Below are 19,530 nucleotides of genomic sequence, written 5' to 3'. Positions count from 1 at the left end.
GGTCCGCTCCCTCGGGGATCAACGCATGAAGCGAATACTTATCGTCGAGGATGTCGAACTCAATCGTGATCTGCTGACTCAGTTGCTCGAGGACACGTACGAGCTTGTCATCGCGGTCGACGGCGCTGCCGGGGTCGAGATGGCGATCGCCCACCGGCCCGACATCATCCTCATGGATCTGTTGCTGCCGCTCGTCGACGGCTGGGAGGCGACACGCCGCATCAAGGCCAACACGTCCACCGCCGCCATCCCCGTGGTGGCGATCACCGCCAACGCGATGACGGGCGACGAGGATCGGGCGCGAGCGGCCGGCTGCGACGACTTCATGACCAAGCCCGTCGACGAAGACCTGTTGTTCGCCAAGTTGCGGCACTGGCTCGATTGAGCCCGGCCGATCCGGCCGCAGTCTCGCGCCGGAGGGAGAAGAACCTGTGGAGCCAGCCCGCATCCTCATCGTCGACGATGAGCCCTTCAACCTCGACCTGCTGGAACAGGAACTGGAAATCCTGGGCCACACGAGCGTCCGTGCGGCCAACGGACGAGCCGCCCTCGACCGACTGAGCGAGGAGCCGTTCGACCTCGTCCTCCTCGACGTGATGATGCCGGCTCTCGACGGCTATGCCGTGCTCGAACGGATGAAGGCCCACGAGGCATGGCGCCACACGCCGGTGGTGATGATCTCCGCGCTGATGGAGATCGGCAGCATCGTCCGATGCATCGAACTCGGCGCCTTCGACTACCTCCCGAAGCCCTTCGAGCCGGTGATCCTGGAAGCTCGCATCCGCTCGTGCCTGGAGCGGAAGCGCGCCCATGATCGCGAGATTGCACACCTGCGAACGATCGAGCGTGAGCGCAAGCGGGCCGACGAACTGCTTCATGCCATCCTGCCGGTCTCGGCCGTGTCGGAACTGATGGAGACCGGACAGGTCAAGCCGCGCCTGTTCGGCGACGTCGCCGTCCTGTTCGTCGACCTCGTCGGTTTCACGACCTGGTGCCATGGTCAGACACCGGACGTCGTCGTCGCGGAGATCCAGCGCCTGGCCGAAGCGTTCGAGGTCGTCGCGCAGGCGCGGGGTCTCGAGAACATCAAGACCATCGGCGATGCCTTCATGGCAACGGCGAACCTGCTGCGGGAACATGCCGATCCGGTCACGGCCGCGATCCGATGTGCCGCCGACATGGTGGCGGTCGCGGCGGCCGGAGAGCCCGGCTGGCGGATCCGCGGTGGACTCCATATCGGGCCGGTGGTCGGTGGGATCGTGGGCCGGACGAAGTTCACGTTCGATCTCTGGGGCGACACGGTCAACGTCGCGGCGCGCCTGTCGGGCCTCGGCGAGGGAACCGCGCTGCATCTGTCGCACGCGGCGTTTCTGCGCCTGCCCGACCGGCGGAGCGTCCGGCCGATCGGCGCGGTGACGCTCAAGGGCAAGGGCGCGGTCGAGGTCTATCGCCACGCGCTCGACGCGGGCGATCCGGATCCCGCCTGAAGCGCGCGCGGATGCCCGCGTCGCCGTCTGGCACACGGGCCTTCACCGATCGTCCCCACGGGACCTGCTCGGCGGACCTGATTGCACAGCAAGAAGCGGGATGCGGCACCTCTGCGACGCGCCGTACGGCAGGTGGCGGAGGAAGAGAGATGACCAGGTTTCGATGTGTTCCGATCGAGACGGCGACGGCGGACCGCTTCCGTCGCACGGGCTTCGATGACCGGGGCAACCCGATCCGGCGGATCATGGCGACGGCGAGCGGTCAATTTCCCTGCCGACATTGTCTCAAACTTGCAAAAGCCGGTGAGAGCATGCTGCTGGGATCCTACGATCTCCTGCAGCCGCTCGGCATCTACTGGACCCCGAGCCCGATCTTCCTGCATGAGAGGGAGTGCCCGTATACGGAAACGGTCGACGCGGTCGCGCCCATCGTTCGTGCGAATCCGCTCGTCTCCGTTCGGGCCTACGACGCCGGTCACCTCTGTCTGTACGATCTCGGACAGGTCTGCCCAGGCGGCGATGTCGCGGAGCCGCTTCGACGCGCCCTCGACGACCCGCGGACACTCTTCGTCAACATCCACACCGCCCGGCCCGGCTGTCTGCTGTCGCGGGTGGAACGGGTGACGGACTGAGCCGGAGCGGGCCATATCGCCCCGTTGCGCGCGCGAACCGCCCGAGCGCTGAGGGCCGTCAGACACAGGGCGCCTTCAGGCCGCGGCGTTCAACGCGTTCTGCGTGTTGATGAAGTCGGGTACGTCGGCCGCCGGGATCGGCCGGCTCAGCAGATAGCCCTGAACCTCCGAGAATCCGCTCGCCCGCAGCCGGGCCAGCTGTTCCGGCGTCTCGACGCCCTCGGCCGTCGTGGTGATCTTCAGGCTGCGACCGAGTTCGGCAACGACGTGGACGATGGCAGCCGCCTCGTCCTTCTCCAAGAGATTCCGGACGAACGACTGATCCAGCTTGATCTTGTCGAAGCGGAAGGTGTTCAGCGAGCTCAGGGATGAGTAGCCGGTCCCGAAATCGTCCATCGAGAACCGCACGCCCAGGCGGCGCAGGCGGGTCAGCATATCGAAGCTCGCCTGATCCTGGCTCAGGATCACGGATTCGGTGATCTCGAGTTCGAGCCGCTGGCTCGGCAGTCGGGTCGTGCGCAGGACCTCCTCGACGAACCGGTCGAGATTGCCTTCGCGGAACTGGATCGGCGAGATGTTGACGGCGACACGCTGCTTGCCTGGCCACCCCATCGCGTCCGCGCAGGCCTTTTGGAGGACGTAAGCGCCGAGGGCGTCGATCAGCCCGGTCGCCTCGGCGACCGGAATGAACTCCCCGGGCGAGATCATGCCCCGCTCCGGGTGATGCCAGCGGGCCAGAGCCTCGAAACTGGTCACCGCGTTCGTCGCCAGATCGAACAGCGGCTGATAATGCAGCGCGATCTGGTCGGTCCCGATCGCCAGCCGCAACTCCCGTTCGAGCCAGCGTCGCTGATTCTGGCGTTCCTCCATTTCCGGCTCGAAGACGCGGACGCGCCGGCCACCGTCGGCCTTGGCGGCATAGAGGGCGACGTCGGCGCGACGCAGGAGATCGTCGCCGTCGGCATCGTCCGCCGCGGAGACCGCGAGCCCGAGACTCGCATCGACGGACACGAACTGTCCGGCGAGGATGAACGGCCGCCTGAGCTGGGTGAGGACCTCATCCGCCAGCGCGAGAACGCCGGCCGGTAAATCCGCCTCCGAGAGGACCACGGCGAATTCGTCACCGCCGAGCCGCGCGACGGTGCCGCCGGGCGGGCAGAGCATGGTCAGCCGTCGACCGACCTGCCGGAGCAACTCGTCGCCTGCCGGGTGGCCCAGGGTGTCGTTGATCCCCTTGAAGTCGTCGAGGTCGAGGCAGATCACGGTCACCGCCCGGCCGTCATGCGCATGGCCTGCCAAGGCCGCGGCCAAGCGATCCGCAAGCAGGGCGCGGTTGGAGAGACCCGTCAGGGCGTCGTGGGTCGCGAGATGGGCGATCCGGGCTTGGGCCGTCACGCTCGCGGTGACGTCCTCATGCGTTTCCACCCAGCCGCCATCCGCCATGGGCTCGACGGTGATCTCGACGCATCGCTCGTCCGCGAGCGTCCTGGTCAGAGACCGCCGGTGCGGGCGGCTCTCCGGACCCGACCAATCCGCAAGACCGGCCAGCTGGCGGACATCCGCATGCGTCGGTTCGGCTTCGAGCGCATCCGGAGCGATATTGTAGATCCGGCAGAACTGCGCGTTGAACACCTTGAGGCGACCATGGGCGCCGAACATGCACAGGCCCTGGGACATGTTGTTCAGGGCCGCATCGAACCGCTCGTTCTGCTCCTGCAGCTGCCGCTCGCGCTCCGTCAGGATCGTGTTCTGCCGGAAGACGTCGTCGCGCAGCTGATCCCGCTCCGACAGGGAATGTTCGAGCACGACGACGGCGCGGGCGATGTCGCCGACCTCGTCCGCGCGGTCGATATCGGGCACGCTGACGTGCCAGTTCCCGCGCGCCACCTCGGACACCGTCTGCGTGATGCGCACCAGCGGACGGGTGATCCGGCTGGACAGGATGAGCAGGACCAGGGCGACAAGGCATAGGGTCAGGCCCGCGACGACGCTGAGCGTCCTGAGGAGCGAGCGGGAACTCTCCTCGCCGATGCCGACGACCTTTCCGGTGAGCTGCTGCAACTCACGCAGCGGCGCCGCGACGCAGAGACGGAGATCCGGAGGCAGAGGAAGGCAGCGCGCGACCTTCTCGGCCCCGACGACGGCGTGCAGATCCGCGCCCGAGATGTCGCCGAGCCGCGCGTCGGCGACGTCGGCACCGGCCGAGGAGAGGAGGCTTTGCCCCGACAGGATCAGCACGTCGCGTCCGCTCAGCGATGCGAAGGCGGTCAGGGTCGGCTCGTGCGGTCGCAGGACGCGATAACCGACCAGTCCGCCGATCACGTCGCCGAACTCGTCGAACAGCGGCTGGCCGAAGACATCGGCGACCGCACCGGACTCTTCGGCGGCGAGCGCCTTCGCGAGGCCGTCGTCCCAGCGCAGGGACAGCACAAACCCGTTCGCGTGCTCCCGGTCGTTCCCGGCGATCACGGCGCGCAACGCGGTGGCGACGGACGTCGTCCCGAAGGCCGCATTGGCGGCGAGGAGATCCGCATCGACGCGGTCGGCGGTGAGGGCGCGCAGGTTGACGTCGAAGGCGATCGCCCCGTCGACATCCGCCAGGGCGAGGGCGGGCCGCATGAGCTCCGACGCCGCCACCGTGTTGCCGGAGAACACAGCCTTCACCACATCCCAGCGCTTTGCCATGGTGGCGAAGCGGCGCTCGACATCCTCGCGCTGCATCGCGAGCCGGGCCGCGGCGAGCTTGGCATCGCTCAGGAGGCGATCGGAGAGCTGGGTTTCGGACCAGGTCGTGACTTCCTGCGCCTGTTCGCGCAACGTCTGCTCGGAGCGGAGAACCACGAGGAAAACGAGAGCCGCGAGTGCGATCGCGGCCGTCGAGAGCGTCGCACCGACGAGGCGCGCGCGCAGGGATCGCGAGAAGACGGTGCCCGTCACGGCTTGAGCGGGGCGCCGCCCCGCTCCGCCATCAGCTGCCCGGCGCGATCCGACGTGGCGAAGGCGAGGAACGCCGACGCCTCCGCGTCTTTCGTGGCGGTCTTGTAGATGAGCGCCAAGGTCACCGCGCTGGGATAGCCCGGGTCACGCGGCGCCCTGCCGTCGATCGACAGAACCGTGAAATCGCTTGCCAGATTCGGAGAGAAAGGGCCGAATCCGATGGCGCCGGGCGTATCCCGAACGGTCGCGATCGCGTCCTGCGTGGTGGTCGCGGTCTTCGAGCGGCTGGTCAGGACGAGATCACGCCAGCCCGGCATGGTCGCCCGGAGCACCGACAGCGTGCTGTCGGTCTCCTCGCGGCGGACCACCCGGATCTTCAGATCGGGCCCGCCGAGGGCACTCCAGTTGTCGATCCCGCCCGAGAAGACCGCGGCCACCTGCGCGCTCGTCAACGTCGCCACGCCGACACCGCGATGAACGAAGATGGCCGACGGAATTCGGATGAGCGGCACCTCCACGAGGCCCTGCGCCTTCTCCGTCTCGGTGAGCGGACGCGCGACCCGCCCGAGCTTCTGGCGCTCACCGCCCACGCTCGCCACGGCCCCCCCGGAGCCAATGCTCGGGGGAACCGAGACGCGGGCTTGGCCATGCTCCGCATTGTAGGAATCGGCGACGGCCTGGAGCATCTCGATCCCGTCGCCCGTACCCACGATCGGCAGATCCTCCGCCCGGACGCCGGTCGACGCGGTGAGGAGGAGAATGGCGAGCGCGGTAGCGCTTCGAACGTTCGCGAATATGGGGTCCATTGCCGCAGAATGCGTCTCGAATGCTTAACCTCGAGTCACCAACTAGGTTGCTTTGAAGATGTGGTTGACGATCTGCTAGGCGACCGGATCCGTTTTCGCGGTCCGATTACCTGCCACGCGCTGGAGAAAACGCTGGAGGAAGTTCGTGTCGGACGGCGGGCTCCGGTCCGGCTTGTGTGTCGCGGCGTAGAACGGATCAGCGTAGCAGGTCGCACCGGTCGCGGCCGCCAGGAACTGCACCGCCGCGACCATCTCGGGGGCGCCGGCGGCCAGAACCGTGTCTTCCCGTGTGAGCCTCGGCAGATGGAGGGTCGGCCTGCCGGCTCGGGCGTCGGAGGGCGGGTTGCGACCGCTGCACGTCAAGATCGTCACCGCCCCCCGGTCGCGCAGCCATTCCAGGGCCGGACGCATGTAGAGATTCTGCGGCTCGCGCGTGCCGGCCACGACGAGCAGGTCGCGCTCCGGCTCGCGCAGGCGGCTCGCTCGGGCGACGGCCCAGGCGGGCGCAAAGCCGACGCCGGACGAAACGACGACGAGACGGCCGCGCCCCAACCTGTGAAACGCGGCTCCGAACGGACCCTCGACCTTCACGGCGGTTCCCGGTCCGATCCGTCCGCCGAGCTGCGGCGACACCACGCCGTCGGGCTGCCGGCGGATCTGGAAGATCAATTCGTTCAGCTCGCCGGATCCGTCCACGCGGAGGGTCGGGCTGTAGTCGCGGGCGGGCAGGCCGGCGAAGGAGACGCGAAGGTACTGTCCCGGGAGATAGATCAGCCGCTTGCGCAACGCGACCGTGACCTCGACGATCTCGGCAGTGAGCTCGACCACGCTGTCCACGATGCCGGCCCGCCGCGCAACGTCGGGAACCTCGTCGAACTCGATGGCGATGTCCGCGGTCAGGCGCGCCCGGCACGCCAGGACGGTGTCGCCGATGCGGGTCCCGGCATCGTCCACCGAGCCGGAATGGATCCGGACCCGGCAGGTGTCGCACTGGCCGGTGGCGCAATCGTGCGGGATCGCTTGGCCGGATGCCAGACCCGCGTCGAGGAGGGTCTGTCCGGCGCCGGCACTGATGGGCCGGCCATTGACGACGAGGGAGACGCGATCGGTCATGCTGCGATCCCGCGTCAGCGCAGCAGGACTTCGACCGGCCGCATGTGCCGCGTGTGGCGGGTCTGCGTGTGATCGAAGGCCGAGACGTAGAGGAAGAACTTGCTGCCGGGCAGGAAATCGACGTCGTACTTGCTGCCGGTCGCGATCTTGCGCGAGGCCACCAGGGTCCAATGGGCGTCAGCCCAGTCGGCCGCCGCCGAGATTCCGGCCCGATCGCCCGAATAGCCGTCTGTCATGAGTACACCCGGCATGACGGTCCCGACCGGTATCTCTGCGTCGCCGGCCGCCGAGTAGGCAACCGTCTCGGTCTTCTCGACCATCCACCAAGCCGAACCCGGCGCGGTACTGGCATCGAGGCCCAGATCGATGGTCCCGAGCCTGGCCACGGTGGCCCGCCAGTCCTTGGGCAGCCGCAGCGGCTCGACGGCGCCTTCGTAGCCACCGGGGCCCTCGAAGCGGAAATTGTAGCGGTACGTGCTTGTGCCGGGATCGCCCCAATAGCCCGCCTGGTAGCGGCCCTTCACAGCCCGCTCCGCGGCGGTCGGCTCGGTGGGCGGCCCGATATGCATGTCCTCGACGACGCCCAGCATGCCGCCCCGGGCCGCCTTCCACTGCCACATGTCGATGTAGCTGCCGTCGGTGGTGTAGTGGTAGCCGCGGCCGTTCAGAGGCGCGGGGGCGTCCGGCAGGGGGCGGGCACCGAGATGGGTCGAGCCGCCGCTGCCGAAGGCATCGGAGCGCGAGAAGATCACGGCGAGCTTGTCTTCGTAGTATCCGGTCACGTCCGCCTTGGCGGCGTCCGCGTCGAGGAGATGCCAGCCGTCGGCCTTCTTGATCATCGGGACGCGCTTCAGCGAGCGGGAGGGGTCCCACCACCGAAAAGCGAAGTAGACGTTCGCCCCATCGCGCACCGCGCGGATCTCCACGGTGGTCTCGCCGGTGCCGCCGAAATTGGCGCCCTGCATCGTCCGGACTGAAACCGGTCGGGCGGTGCGCCAGACGGGATCGTCGAGGAGCTTCGACAGGTCGGGGCCGACCGAAACCTTGTCGACCACGAGGGTGGAGCGACCCGTCAGATCTGCCCAGGCCAGCAAACCCACCACGGGCAGGCCGACGATTGCGGCCGCCAGCAAGGGCCGACGGCGGCGGGTCGCCCCGTCCGCCAGGGGCGCGGGGCGGAAGAGCCGCAGGAGCTGCCACAGCCCGCCATACATGAAATGCGCGAGGGTGTGGATGGCGATGTAGGCCAGCGCGCCCAGGGCGCAGGTGGCGTGCAGCCAGACGACCCAGCCGCCATAGCCGAGATAGAGCGCGATGCCGGTGCCGGTCAGGACGAGGGTGACGGCATAGATCAGCCAGTGCAGGGCGACGTTGACGCCACCCCACCGCGCCTTCCGCGCCGCCTTGCTCCGGCCGCTGACGCGGATCGCGCGGAGCCGGGACAGGCCATTGCGATCCGTGAGACGTCCGCGCACGAGGTAGACGACATAGGCCGTGATCGCGAAGAACAGGGTGAGACCAGCCACGAAGTGCACGGTCCAGACTTCGCCCTGCGGCAGAAACGGGGCCAGGAATTTCGCGGTGCGCGCCACAGGAGCGTCGGCCGAGATGCGCAAGCCCGTGAGCAGGCTCGCAACCATCGCGCCGGCGACGATCCAATGGATGAGGATCGTGCCGGTATCGGAGCGGGGATGCCGGTCGAGGCGCACGCCCGGTTCGGACATTGCCGCGGCGCCACGAGGCCGATGGGGCGCGAGGGTCAGCGGTTCCGACATTCGATCCTCCGCTCAATCGGTGCAATTTATCCGACCTGCGTTAGGACTTTGTAAATCATAGACCACACCCGGCGATATGGCCGAGCTTTCAAATCCGAGATTCCTCGCGGATATGCTTAACGGCGCCGTCCTGAGCGATCGACCGAATCCCCCGTGGCGAAACGGTTCGGCCATCGTGGTTCGGCGACCGATGGCATCGGCCGCGCCATCGTTTCCATTCGGGGTCCGCTGATGCCCGCGGGCAATGGCCGGCGGATCCATGTCGCATCCTGCCGGCCTGCTCCGTCCGGCTGGTAGGGCGGGCCGGCCATCGAGCGAGATCGGCACGGCATTCGATCAATGCACGCTCAGGAGCGTCAGCGCCTCCCTCGAGAGCATGATTGCAGAGGCTTTCGGTCTCCCCGGACCGATGGGGCCGCCGGCGGGAACGCGGGGCGCGGACGGCGATCCGTTTCGATGGTTGCGCGTGACATCGCGACGACGGACAGGCGCCGTGGCGCCGCCGCTCACCCGGACGATCGGCGATCCCGTCCGCGGCTTCCCCCTGAGTAGGACCTTGCCTGGCCGCGGAAACGTCGCAACCGCAAAGCCCCGCGCTTCGTCGTCGTTTCAAGATTCAGATACAAAAACAAATTTAAGGAACCGAATTGTAGTTGAAAAATACAAGTCTAATTTATTTGTAAAATCATTACTTGATAGATACGGTCAAGCTGCCGATCGATAGGCCGGCCAAATCTCCAAAACACTGCGACGTCGCATCGTGCCGGTCATCCCGCACGCGCGTGAACGCGGATCATTGGGTTGACGCTGGCACCTCCATGGCCACGGCGTCGGATGAGGGGACACCATGACCAAAATCAAGGCGCTGTTACTGGGCTCTTCAGCTCTGATGCTTCCGATTGCAGGCGCACAAGCCGCAGATTTGCCGACCCTGAAGTCAGCGCCAGTCGAATTTGTGCGTGTATGCAACGCGTACGGAGCGGGCTTTTTCTATATTCCCGGCACTGATACCTGCCTCCGCATATCCGGCAGGGCGCGGTATGACTTCCTATATCAGACCAGCAAAGTCCGCACCGGCGGTGGCCGCGACCTGACCGGATATCTGGGCCTGATGCGGATCAACCTCGATGCGCGGACCCAGACCGATTACGGAACCCTCAGAGCCTTCCTGCGGGTCGACGTCGGCAACCGCAGCGGCCCGTTCCTGACCTCCGGATCCCGGCAGCGCGAGAGCTTGGCGATCGCCGGACTCGGCGCCGACGCGTTCGGGCGCACGCAAACCTACATCAACGCCGACAAGGCGTTCATTCAGTTCGCCGGCCTGACCGCGGGCCGCGCCTCCTCGTTCTTCGACTTCTATGCCCACGACTTCGAGCTGATCGGCGGAACGGCCGGATCCGACACGTTCAGCACGAACCTGCTCGCCTATTCGGCGACGCTCGGGAACGGCGTCACCCTGACGGCCTCCATGGAAGACCCGGTCTATCGCCGCTTCCCGATCTTCGGCACGGGGGCCGCTGTCGGCGCCTTCACGGCGGGCGGCGGGTTCGCGGGCTACAGCAACGCCTTCAACCCGTTCACGCCCGCGACCTTCCTCGCGCCGATCGTGGTCGGTCCCGGCAACGTGGCTTTCGTCGATGTGACCCAGAAAAGCCGGATGCCCGACTTCATCGGCGTGGCACGCATCGATCAGGCCTGGGGATCCGCCCAGGTGTCGGCCGCCGTCCACGAGATCAATGCGGGCGATGCCGGAAGCACGGTGGGGGGCATCACCACGGCCACCACCGGTCTCGGCATATCGCCCACGGGACGCGCGTCGAACGCCTATGGATGGGCGGTCCAGGGCGGCCTGAAGGTCAATCTGCCGTTCATCGCGACGGGCGATACGCTGTACCTTCAGGGCGCCTACGGGCAGGGTGCCATCGCCTATACGGGCATCTCGAACTACACGGCTCCGTACGATGCCCTCGGCGCAGCGCCCGTGGGTGGCGGCTCGTTCGCCCAATACTACGCCGATGCGGTCCTCAACCCCACCACGGGCCGTCTCGAGCTGTCGACGTCATTTTCGGCCGTCGCGTCGATGCTTCACTACTGGTCACCGGCCTGGCGGTCGGCCTTCTTCGGAAGCTACGCTCAGATCGATTACAATTCGAAGGGCCGCAATGCCCTCGGCCTCCTGGGCTTCGGCTTCGCGCCGGCCGGCGCCAGCGCGTCCAATGCCCTGGCCTTCGCCACAAGCCCTGTCTTGAGAGGAAACAACCAGATCATCACCGGCGCGAGCCTGATCTGGACCCCGGTAAAGGACCTGGATATCGGGGTCGAGGGTGAGTACATTCGCACCGCCCTCAACAATGGTGTGACGCCCGACATCTCGAAGAACGCGCTGCGCTACGTGAGTTCTCAGGACGCGGCCCAGTTCCGCTTCCGTGTGCAGCGGGACTTCTGAGCGCCAGCGACGCGCGCAACCACTCACAACAAGAAATTTCGAGCCCAGCCATTCGGCTGGGCTTCTGTTTGACCGGAAGACGATTGGGAATTTTCGGTTTTGTTCGGCAAATAAAACTTCTTTTAATTGATACTGCCGCGGAAAGAGCTACAACCAATACAGCTCTTCGGCGGCTCGCTTCGCCTCCGGTCGAGCAGATGCTACGGTTTCAGATCGGCGGGCCCGGGTACCAGGGCAAGGCCGACCTGATCCAAAGCTTCAGACCCAAAAGACTCTGCCGACCGGGCAACCGGTCGGCTTTTTCATGTTCGACGCCGGCCGGCATCTAGGTGAGCGATCTCCTGCGCCATCTCCCGGGTCAAAGAGCGGGTTTTGCAGGTCTTCGAGCGCCACCCCGCACAGCGTCTCAAGCCGCACAGGCGTGTTGCGCAACCGTCGGGCGTTGTCGGCCCGAAAAGCCGTCGCTTCGTTCACCGAGCCAAATGCCAGCAAACCCCATGCAGAGGGCCGCGTCCGCGATCCCGGCGCGGCGGGCTCGAACGCCGCTCGCGCCGCACTCCGCCTTCGCCAAGGTCAAAAATTCAAAAATCCTTTCAAGATTGAAGCCTAAACAAAGAGCGAAAGAATTATTCTGCAATAAAATATAGCATTTAAACCGTCTGTGCTGCATGGATTACTCACGTCGCCGGTTCGCGACAGAACAAAGACGAGAGATTATCATGAAGAGCATTGTCCTGGCCTGTTCCATGGGCGTCATGCTGATCGCGGCTCCGGCGTTCGCGCAGGATGGAGGTCCGTCGATCGATCCGAGCCTCATCATCCGGACAAACGGCAGCGGTCTCGACGCGTGGTCCGCCTCCGAGGGCAACGACAAAGCCGGCGGCATGTGGGAAGGCGCGACCGGCTACAGCGCGGCCGTTCAGCGGCCCGCCTCGATCGGGACGGTCCCGGCCAATCCTCAGTGGAGCCGCTACAACACCCGCGAGCGTCGACATGGGCGGTCGTCCTACTGAGACGCCGCATCGGAGGCTCCGCGCGCCCGGCGCTCCTCATGACGGGAGAGGCCGGGCGCGGCGGCGCTACAGGGCGGGGGCGGGGACAAGGTCGATGGACGGCGTGTTCGCGACCGTGCGGGCCCATCGGAAGGTGACGCAGCAGCCAGCGCCGTCGCTGGCGATGTCGAAGGTGGCACTGTGGAGCCGCGCGATGGAATCGACCAAGCTCAGGCCGATCCCGAAGCCGCTCTTGTCGGTCTTCAAGGCGCCGCGACGGTACCGCGCCCGCACCGCGTTGAGTTCGTCCGCCGGGATGCCGCAGCCGGTATCGACGACGCGGATGCCCGCCGGATGCTGGAGCAGCGTGACCGCGACCTCTCCGCCGGCCGGAGTGAACTTCAAGGCGTTGTCGATCAAGTTGCTCGCCGCCTCGAAGATCAGGCTGCGATCACCCTCCACGAGGCAGGGCCCGTCCGGCCGCTCCCAGCGCATCCGGATGCCGCGCTCCACGGCCAGCGGCTCGTAATACTCGACGGCGTCCTCGAGCAATCGCCCGAGATCGACCTCGGTGAAGCCCGATCGGCGCAGCCGGTCCTCCATCTCCGAAATCCGCAGCAGCGCCGAGAAGCGCACGACGATCGACTTGACCTCGGCAAGCACGTCCTCGTTGCAGGCCCGGAAGGCCTCGACGCTGTCGGCCTTGCGCAGCGACCGTTCCAGCGTGCCGACCACCCGGGTCAGCGGAGTCCGCAGGTCGTGGGCGATGTTCTCGTTGACACCCTTGATCTCCAGCATCAGCCGCTGAAGCTGATCCAGCATGTCGTTGACCACACGCGTGAGGTGCGCGAGGTCGGCCGAGACGCCGCGCGTCGGCAGTCGCTCGCTCAGATCGCCCCGCATGATGCGCTCCACCGCCTTGGTGATCGCATCGTTCTGCCGCAGGGAGCCGGCCCCGAAGACCACGGCGCCGATCAGACCGATGACGATGGTGGCGATCATGCCCCAGACGAAGGTCTCGACCAGCGCCTTTTCCAGGGTCTCCAGGTCCTTGGCAGACCGGCTGACGAGGACATACTCGCCGCTCGGCAGCTCAGTGAGTTGGCTGAACAGCGCGCGGGTGCCGTGATCCGTCGGCTGTGACAGGATGAACGGCCGGCCAACCGGCGCCGTGACCGGGAAAGGGATCGGTGCGCCGGCCCGGCGCGTCTGATCGGGCCCGAACAGCACCAGCGGGCGGCCGCCTTCGGCGAAATCCTCGGAGGCGTCGATCCGTTCGCGCAGCGCGCGCGGGGACAGCCCCAGAAGATGCTTCGACTCCCATCCCACCCATTCGAACGCGGCCTTGCGGCCGTAGCTGCGCGTGTCGACGTACAGGAAGGCCGACAGCGCGAGCGACGCCGTTCCGAAGGTCGCGAAGAACAGGCAGGCGACCCGGAAGCCGCTCGTGCGCCGGACTTCAAGCAGGCGCACGGAGGATGAAGCCTGTGTTGCGCACGGTATGGATGCGGGGGTTGAGCCCGTCGGGATCGAGTTTCTTCCGGATCTTGCCGATATGGACGTCGATGACGCTCGACTGGTGATTGAAGCTGTAGCCCCAGACGGATTCGAAGATCATTTTCCGGCTGACGAGGGTGCCGGCGTTCTGCATGAGGAACTCGATGATCGCGAATTCCTTGGGCAGGAGTTCGATCTCGCGCTCGGCGCAGTAGAGGACGCGGTCGATCAGATCGAGGCGGAGATCGCCGACGACGAGTTCGTTGACCGCCTCGGCGGCCATCTTGCGGCGGGCCAGCGCGTCGACGCGGGCGGTGAGTTCGATGAACTCGAACGGCTTGGCGAGGTAGTCGTCGCCGCCGGCGCGCAGGCCGTCGACGCGCTCGTTGACGGCCGAGAGGGCGCTGAGGATCAGGACCGGCGTCGACACCTTGGCGGCGCGCAGCTTGGTCAGCAGCGACAGGCCGTCAATCTCCGGAAGCATCCGGTCCAGAACGATCACGTCAAATTTACCGTCGAGGGCCTTGCGTAATCCGATACTGCCGCTTGGGGCCTCGTCAACCTGAAATCCATATTCCGCGAGTGCCGATCCGATCTCGGCCGCGACCCGCCGGTCGTCCTCTACCACCAATACGCTGGCCATCCGTTTTTCCTTCTTATTTTGTATTCGTCGGCTCTGCTTGGTCTCCTGCAGCTCGGAGGAGGTGCCGGAAATATCCTCTTCGGTTCCGGAGTCAAATGGGGACGGCTCGGGGCTATCGCTCTGCATCGTCGGTTCGGCAAAGCTTACAGGTGAGCGCGGGATCTGAACCATGCGCCTCACTCCGCGCTCGCCTGCTCGGAGAGCTTGGCTGTGGGGATCCGGGAAGCGGTGGGGCCTTTCGGATTGACCCGGCCGCCTTCCCGGAGGTCGGCAGGCGGGTTGAGGACGACCATTTCACCGCTGCTGAGGCCGCTGCGCAGCTCGAGGCGGGTGCCGAGATCCCGCGCGATCGTGATCGGCCGGAGATGCACAATGTCGTCCGTGCCGACCACGGCGACCTGCGTTCCGCCTGCGTCGAAGATGAGCGCCTCGGACGGGATGACCACGCGCGGGTGCATGCGCGGGACCTCGAAGGTCACGGCGACGTAGAGGCCCGGTCGCAACGTTCCCTCCGGATTGGCGACGTCCACCTCGGTGTCGAGCGTCCGGACCGAAGATTGGAGGGCGACCGAGCTGCGCGACACCGTGCCCGCGAAGGTGCGATCCGGCATCTGCGCAACCTGAACGCGCGCCTTCACGCCATCATGGATGCCCACCGCCGCCGATTGCGGCACCTGCACGGTCACGCGCAGGACATCGATGCTGTCGATCGAGAAGAGCGGCGTCCCGCTGCCGGCATCGCCCTGGACGAGGTCGCCGACGTCGACCTTGCGGGCGACGATGATGCCGTCGAAGGGCGCGACCACGTTCTCGAAGGTCGTCAGGGTGCGGAGCCGTTCGAGGGTGGCCTGCTGCGCGGTGATGTTGGCCTCCGCGACCTTCACCTTCGCCTGCGCGGCGGCAAGGGAGGCCGTAGCCGTCAGCATGCCGGCGCGGGTCTGGTCGGCATTCTGCTTGGACGCCCAGCCCTGACCGGCCAGGGTCGCGGTGCGCGCGTCGGTGACGTTCGCCAGCGTCACGTTGGCTTTGGCCTGCTCCACGTCCGCCTGCGCCACCGCCAGTTGGGCCTTGAACTGACCAAGCTGGGCTTCGGCCTGCCGGGCCTGCTGATCCAGGTCCGGTGCGGCGATGCGGACGAGCAGATCGCCCTTCTTCACCCGCGAGCCGATATCGACCTTGCGTTCGGCGATGTAGCCGGTGGCACGGGCGAAGATGTCGGCATGGTCGAACGCCTCGGTCTGCCCCGGCAGGGTCAGGCGCATGGGCCCGTCATCCACGGTCGCAGGGCCGGTGCGGACCGTAGGCACGAAGTCCACGGCTTCGGCCTGGGTCTCCAGCGACGCCCGATACACGTCCCAATGGTGCCACGCGCCGAGCCCGAGGGCGCTGCCGAGGGCGAGGAACGCCACCAGGAAGGGCCGCTTGCGCGGCGGCGGTGGCGCGGCCTGGGCCAGGGTCTCCCCGGCCTCGTCCCGCCGCAGCGGATCGACCTCGAGCGCGTGCTGGTGCGCCCGCGCGGCAGGCTCGGCGCCGGCCTCGGGAGGGTCGGTGAAAGCAGTCATCAATAATCCTCGAGGGGCTTGATCGGCTGACGCCGGAGCAGGGTGTAGAGGAGGGGGACGAACAGCAGCGTCGACACGGTTCCCATCCCGATCCCGCCCATCACCGCGCGGGCGAGGGCGGCGTTCTGCTCGGCGCCTTCGCCGGCGCCGATCGCCATGGGGATCAGGCCCAGGAACATGGCGGACGCTGTCATCAGCACAGGCCGCAGGCGGGTATGCCCGGCCATGAGGGCGGCCTCGCGGGCCGAGCAGCCGGTGGCTTCCCGATGCTCCTTGGCGAAGGTGACGAGCAGGATCGAGTTCGCGCTCGCGACGCCGACCGACATGATCGCCCCGAACAGGGCCGGGATCGAGAACGCCGTGCTGGTGATGAACAGGCTCATCACGATGCCGCAGAAGGCGAGCGGAAGCGCCGCGATGACCACGAAGGGATCGACCCAGGTCTGGTAGTTCAGGACGAGCAGCAGGTAGACCGCCACCAGGGCGATGCCGAGCCCGAGCTCGATCCGCGAGAACGCGCTCTCCATGCTCTCGATCTGGCCGCGGACCAGGATCCTGTCCGGCGCCGGGAGCTGAGCCTGTTCGTCGGCGACGATCCGGTCGACGGCGGTGCGCACGCTGCCGAGATCGGCGTTCTGGACGTTGGCGAGGATGTCGAGGGTCGGCTGCTGGTTGACGTGGTTGATGACCGTCTGCTCCGGCTGCCGCTGCATCGTGGCGATGTTCGACAGCAGGATCGGAATGCCCGGCTTGTCCTGCCCGTTCGCATGGACGGAGACCGGCGTATTCATCAGCTGATGAATATCGGCGTTGCGCCATTCCGGCGTCTGGACCCAGAGCTGATAGGGCATCCCGGACTTCGGATCGGCCCAGAAGTTCGGGCTGACCTGGAATGAGCCGGAGAGCGAGACGTTCAGATTCTGAGCGATGGATTGTTCGCTGACCCCCATTTCGGACGCCAGCCTCCGGTCGACATTCACGTACATCTGCGGCGCGTCGACGATCTGGTGCAGGTGGACATCGACCGCGCCTCGGACCGCCGCGATGCGGCGGACGAGATCCCGCGCCACGGCCAAGTCCTTGTCGTCGTGACGTCCGGACACTTGAACGTCGATCTGGGCGACGGTTCCGAAGTTGAGGATCTGCGTGATGATGTCGGATGGCTGGAAGTAGAAGATGTCGTCCGGGAAGGCCTCGTGCAGAACCTTGCGCAGGCGCTTTTCATAGAAGGAAATCGGCTTGTGCTCGCCCTTCAAGTTGATCAGCATCTGCCCGTCGTTGTAGGCGACGAAGGAGGCGTCCATGAACGCGAAATTGTAGTTCGATGCCGGTAGGCCGATATTGTCGAGGATGAGTCCGAGTTCGTCCTTCAGGACGACCTGCCTGACGACGTCCTCGACCTGCGCGAAGGTCTTTTCCGCCTGCTCGATCCGCTCGCCGGGCCGCGTGCGGATGTGCAGCGTCATCTGGCTGGATTCGATCTGCGGGAAATAATCCTGCCCGACGAAGGGAAAGATCGCCGCGGTCACCGCGAAGACGGCCATCACGCCGACTAGGGCGCGGGCCGGGTGGCTGATTACGGCGGAGAGCAGTCCAACATAGCCGGCGTGGAACCGCGCGAAGCCCCGCTCGAAGGCCGCCCGGAAGGCGAGGGCGCCACGCACCGGATACCGCAACGCCCAGACGAGCGGCCGCACCGCGAAGCCGAGCACGCGCCCGAGGACCGAGCGGCGTCGGGGCGCCGCGGATTCTTCGGTTCCCGGCTCCGACCCGCCGTGATGCTGCGCGTATTCCGGTGCGACGAGGACGTCGATCAGGATCGCCACCAGCGTCCGAGACAGCAGGTACGAGGTCAGCATCGCGAAGACCACCGCCTCGGCCTGCGGGACGAAGAGGTAGCGGGGCGCATCGGTGAGGAAGAAGACCGCCGAGAAGGCCGAGCAGATGGCCAGCGTCGAGATCAGGGCCGGCTTGGCGATGCCGGCGACGCCCTCGACCACGGAGCGCCTGAACGAGAAGCCCTCCTCAAACATGCGGTAGGTGTTCTCGATCGCCACGGTGGCATCGTCCACCAGGATACCCACCGCCAGGGCGAGGCCGCCCAGGGTCATCACGTTGATGGTCTGGCCCAGGGCGACCAGGATCGACAGAGAGGTGAGGATGCAGAGGGGGATCGAGACGAGCACCACGATGGTCGAGCGCCACGACCCCAGGAACAGCAGGATCGCGAGGCCTGTGAGGCCGGCCGCGATCACCGCTTCGCGCACCACGTCGGAGATGGCGTCCGAGACGAAGACCGACTGATCGAACAGCGGCGTGATCGTCATGCCCTTCGGCGCGGCCGCGTGGATGTCGGGCAGGGCGCCCTTGACGGCATTCACGACGTCCAGGGTCGAGGCCGCGCCGTTCTTGAGGACCTGCAGCAGGACCGAATGGTGCCCATCCGCGCGGACGATGTTGATCTGCGGCGGCGAACCGTCCCGGACATGGGCGACATCCCGCAGCAGAACCGGCTGGTTGTTCTCGACTTTGATGGGAATGCGGTTGAGCTGATCGACCAGCTGCGGACTCGAATTCAGGCGCACGGTGTATTGCTGCGTCCCGATCTTCGCGAGCCCGGAGGGCACCACGAGGTTCTGCTTGAGGACCGCGTTCAGGACATCGAGCGGCGTCATGCCGATCGCACGCAGCTTGGCGGGATCGAGATCGACCATGACCTGACGCGGTGCGCCGCCATAGGGCGACGGCAGCGTGGAGCCCGGCACCTCGGCGAGCCGCCGGCGGGTCCGGTACTGCGCGTAGTCGAAGACCTTGGTGAGCGGCAGCTTGGATGACGACAGCGCCATCTGGATGACCGGCACCGAGGAGGCGGAGAAGCGCATGATGACGGGGGGCTGCACGCCCGGCGGCATGCGCGAGCGGATCGCGTTCATGGCCGAGTCGACCTGGGTCATCGCCAGATCGATGCTGACCGCCGAATCGAAGTAGATCCGCTCGGTCACGGTGCCCTGGATCGAGGTCGATTCGATCCGCCTGATGTTGTTCACGTTACTCGACAGCGAGAACTCGCTGTAATTCGTGATCCGCTGGACCATGTCGGTGGCATCGAGGCCGTTGTAGGTCCACACCACGACCACAACCGGTATGTCGACGGCGGGAAGGACGTCCTTGGGGGCCACGGCAATGGAGCCGACGCCCGCGAGGAACATCAGGACGGCAAGAACATAGAAGCTCTTGCGAAACTTCAGGGCGAACCGGACGAGTTCCATGTGACCTGTCGGATCTTCCATCATGATCCGGCCCCCGTCCCGTGCGGCCGGGCCGCGGGAACATCGAGCAGATCACGCCTCGTTTTCAGAGAGAACACAGGGCGAATGCCCGGCGCGGAAGAGATATAGCTTTCGCTGAAACACTCTTCGAATGAATTCGACACGACAATCTAAAGCGGATTTCAAGAAATTAAAAACGCCCCAGCTCTCTTAAGGATCGCCGGGCTCCATACCGGCGATGTGCTGCGGCACCGGACGCCGATGGCGGCGCGCCGGTCGAAAATTAAAAGGTATTTTGGAAAAAAATTGAATTTTTACTGCCAGAAGACTTATTTAATTGCGTCTCTTGCACATCCTGCACGATCATTCTG

The 19,530-nt window shown here is 66.3% G+C and carries 13 protein-coding genes; 5 read left to right on the top strand and 8 right to left on the bottom strand.

Annotated elements, in window-relative coordinates; genetic code table 11:
• Positions 1–25 precede the first annotated feature (25 nt).
• The 3 genes from PQI07_RS03130 (at position 26) to PQI07_RS03120 (ending at position 2,119) form a co-directional block, all read left to right on the top strand.
• Positions 26–385: a response regulator gene (locus PQI07_RS03130; RefSeq protein WP_274927673.1), complete on the top strand. Its 360-nt coding sequence runs from the start codon at positions 26–28 to the stop codon at positions 383–385.
• 46 nt (positions 386–431) lie between these two features.
• Positions 432–1,487 carry an adenylate/guanylate cyclase domain-containing protein gene (locus tag PQI07_RS03125; RefSeq protein WP_043755123.1) on the top strand — a complete coding sequence of 352 codons (1,056 nt, stop codon included), beginning with the start codon at positions 432–434 and terminating at the stop codon, positions 1,485–1,487.
• A 245-nt stretch (positions 1,488–1,732) separates the two neighbouring features.
• On the top strand, positions 1,733–2,119 hold the full coding sequence (locus PQI07_RS03120; protein ID WP_236961654.1) for a DUF1203 domain-containing protein: 387 nt from the start codon (positions 1,733–1,735) through the stop codon (positions 2,117–2,119).
• A gap of 75 nt (positions 2,120–2,194) precedes the next feature.
• On the opposite strand, the gene PQI07_RS03115 is transcribed toward PQI07_RS03120, so the two are convergent.
• The 4 genes from PQI07_RS03115 to PQI07_RS03100 all read right to left on the bottom strand — a co-directional run bounded on the left by PQI07_RS03115 (position 2,195) and on the right by PQI07_RS03100 (position 8,750).
• Positions 2,195–5,056 (bottom strand): putative bifunctional diguanylate cyclase/phosphodiesterase, encoded by a 2,862-nt coding sequence (locus PQI07_RS03115; protein WP_274926017.1) that lies wholly within the window; start codon positions 5,054–5,056, stop codon positions 2,195–2,197.
• On the bottom strand, positions 5,053–5,862 hold the full coding sequence (locus PQI07_RS03110; protein ID WP_274926016.1) for a PstS family phosphate ABC transporter substrate-binding protein: 810 nt from the start codon (positions 5,860–5,862) through the stop codon (positions 5,053–5,055). Before PQI07_RS03110 ends, PQI07_RS03115 begins: the two co-directional genes overlap by 4 nt.
• 75 nt (positions 5,863–5,937) lie before the next feature.
• Positions 5,938–6,975, bottom strand: a complete 1,038-nt coding sequence (locus PQI07_RS03105) for a 2Fe-2S iron-sulfur cluster-binding protein (protein ID WP_274926015.1) — start codon at positions 6,973–6,975, stop codon at positions 5,938–5,940.
• Positions 6,976–6,989: 14 nt separating this feature from the next.
• Positions 6,990–8,750 carry an ethylbenzene dehydrogenase-related protein gene (locus tag PQI07_RS03100; RefSeq protein WP_274926014.1) on the bottom strand — a complete coding sequence of 587 codons (1,761 nt, stop codon included), beginning with the start codon at positions 8,748–8,750 and terminating at the stop codon, positions 6,990–6,992.
• A gap of 847 nt (positions 8,751–9,597) precedes the next feature.
• Between PQI07_RS03100 and PQI07_RS03095 the strand changes: the two genes are divergently transcribed.
• Together PQI07_RS03095 and PQI07_RS03090 are read left to right on the top strand one after the other, a co-directional pair.
• Positions 9,598–11,196 carry a porin gene (locus PQI07_RS03095; protein ID WP_274926013.1) on the top strand — a complete coding sequence of 533 codons (1,599 nt, stop codon included), beginning with the start codon at positions 9,598–9,600 and terminating at the stop codon, positions 11,194–11,196.
• A gap of 719 nt (positions 11,197–11,915) precedes the next feature.
• Positions 11,916–12,209: a hypothetical protein gene (locus PQI07_RS03090; protein ID WP_274926012.1), complete on the top strand. Its 294-nt coding sequence runs from the start codon at positions 11,916–11,918 to the stop codon at positions 12,207–12,209.
• 66 nt (positions 12,210–12,275) lie between these two features.
• Here PQI07_RS03090 and PQI07_RS03085 read toward each other — a convergent pair whose 3' ends face one another.
• The 4 genes from PQI07_RS03085 to PQI07_RS03070 form a co-directional block, all read right to left on the bottom strand.
• Entirely contained in the window at positions 12,276–13,661 is a 1,386-nt protein-coding gene (locus PQI07_RS03085; protein ID WP_274926011.1) for a sensor histidine kinase, read from the bottom strand.
• Complete coding sequence (locus PQI07_RS03080; RefSeq protein ID WP_043347627.1) at positions 13,648–14,328, bottom strand: response regulator transcription factor; 681 nt, start codon at positions 14,326–14,328, stop codon at positions 13,648–13,650. Before PQI07_RS03080 ends, PQI07_RS03085 begins: the two co-directional genes overlap by 14 nt.
• Positions 14,329–14,504: 176 nt before the next feature.
• A complete protein-coding gene (locus PQI07_RS03075) occupies positions 14,505–15,890 on the bottom strand; it encodes an efflux RND transporter periplasmic adaptor subunit (RefSeq protein WP_274926010.1) in 1,386 nt (461 codons plus the stop codon).
• On the bottom strand, positions 15,890–19,159 hold the full coding sequence (locus PQI07_RS03070; protein ID WP_274926009.1) for an efflux RND transporter permease subunit: 3,270 nt from the start codon (positions 19,157–19,159) through the stop codon (positions 15,890–15,892). The genes PQI07_RS03075 and PQI07_RS03070 overlap by 1 nt, the downstream gene beginning before the upstream one ends.
• Positions 19,160–19,530 lie beyond the last annotated feature (371 nt).

The sequence above is a fragment of the Methylobacterium sp. 092160098-2 genome, from assembly GCF_028920805.1.
GTDB classification, from domain to species: Bacteria; Pseudomonadota; Alphaproteobacteria; order Rhizobiales; family Beijerinckiaceae; genus Methylobacterium; species Methylobacterium fujisawaense.
This window is presented reverse-complemented; position numbering and strand designations above follow the sequence as displayed.

Coding starts and splice junctions, on each gene's coding strand:
- PQI07_RS03130 (WP_274927673.1), top strand. CDS start 26: ATGAAGCGAATACTTATCGTCGAGGATGTCGAACTCAATCGTGATCTG.
- PQI07_RS03080 (WP_043347627.1), bottom strand. CDS start 14,328: ATGGCCAGCGTATTGGTGGTAGAGGACGACCGGCGGGTCGCGGCCGAG.
- PQI07_RS03075 (WP_274926010.1), bottom strand. CDS start 15,890: ATGACTGCTTTCACCGACCCTCCCGAGGCCGGCGCCGAGCCTGCCGCG.
- PQI07_RS03100 (WP_274926014.1), bottom strand. CDS start 8,750: ATGTCGGAACCGCTGACCCTCGCGCCCCATCGGCCTCGTGGCGCCGCG.
- PQI07_RS03120 (WP_236961654.1), top strand. CDS start 1,733: ATGGCGACGGCGAGCGGTCAATTTCCCTGCCGACATTGTCTCAAACTT.
- PQI07_RS03070 (WP_274926009.1), bottom strand. CDS start 19,159: ATGGAACTCGTCCGGTTCGCCCTGAAGTTTCGCAAGAGCTTCTATGTT.
- PQI07_RS03095 (WP_274926013.1), top strand. CDS start 9,598: ATGACCAAAATCAAGGCGCTGTTACTGGGCTCTTCAGCTCTGATGCTT.
- PQI07_RS03090 (WP_274926012.1), top strand. CDS start 11,916: ATGAAGAGCATTGTCCTGGCCTGTTCCATGGGCGTCATGCTGATCGCG.
- PQI07_RS03110 (WP_274926016.1), bottom strand. CDS start 5,862: ATGGACCCCATATTCGCGAACGTTCGAAGCGCTACCGCGCTCGCCATT.
- PQI07_RS03105 (WP_274926015.1), bottom strand. CDS start 6,975: ATGACCGATCGCGTCTCCCTCGTCGTCAATGGCCGGCCCATCAGTGCC.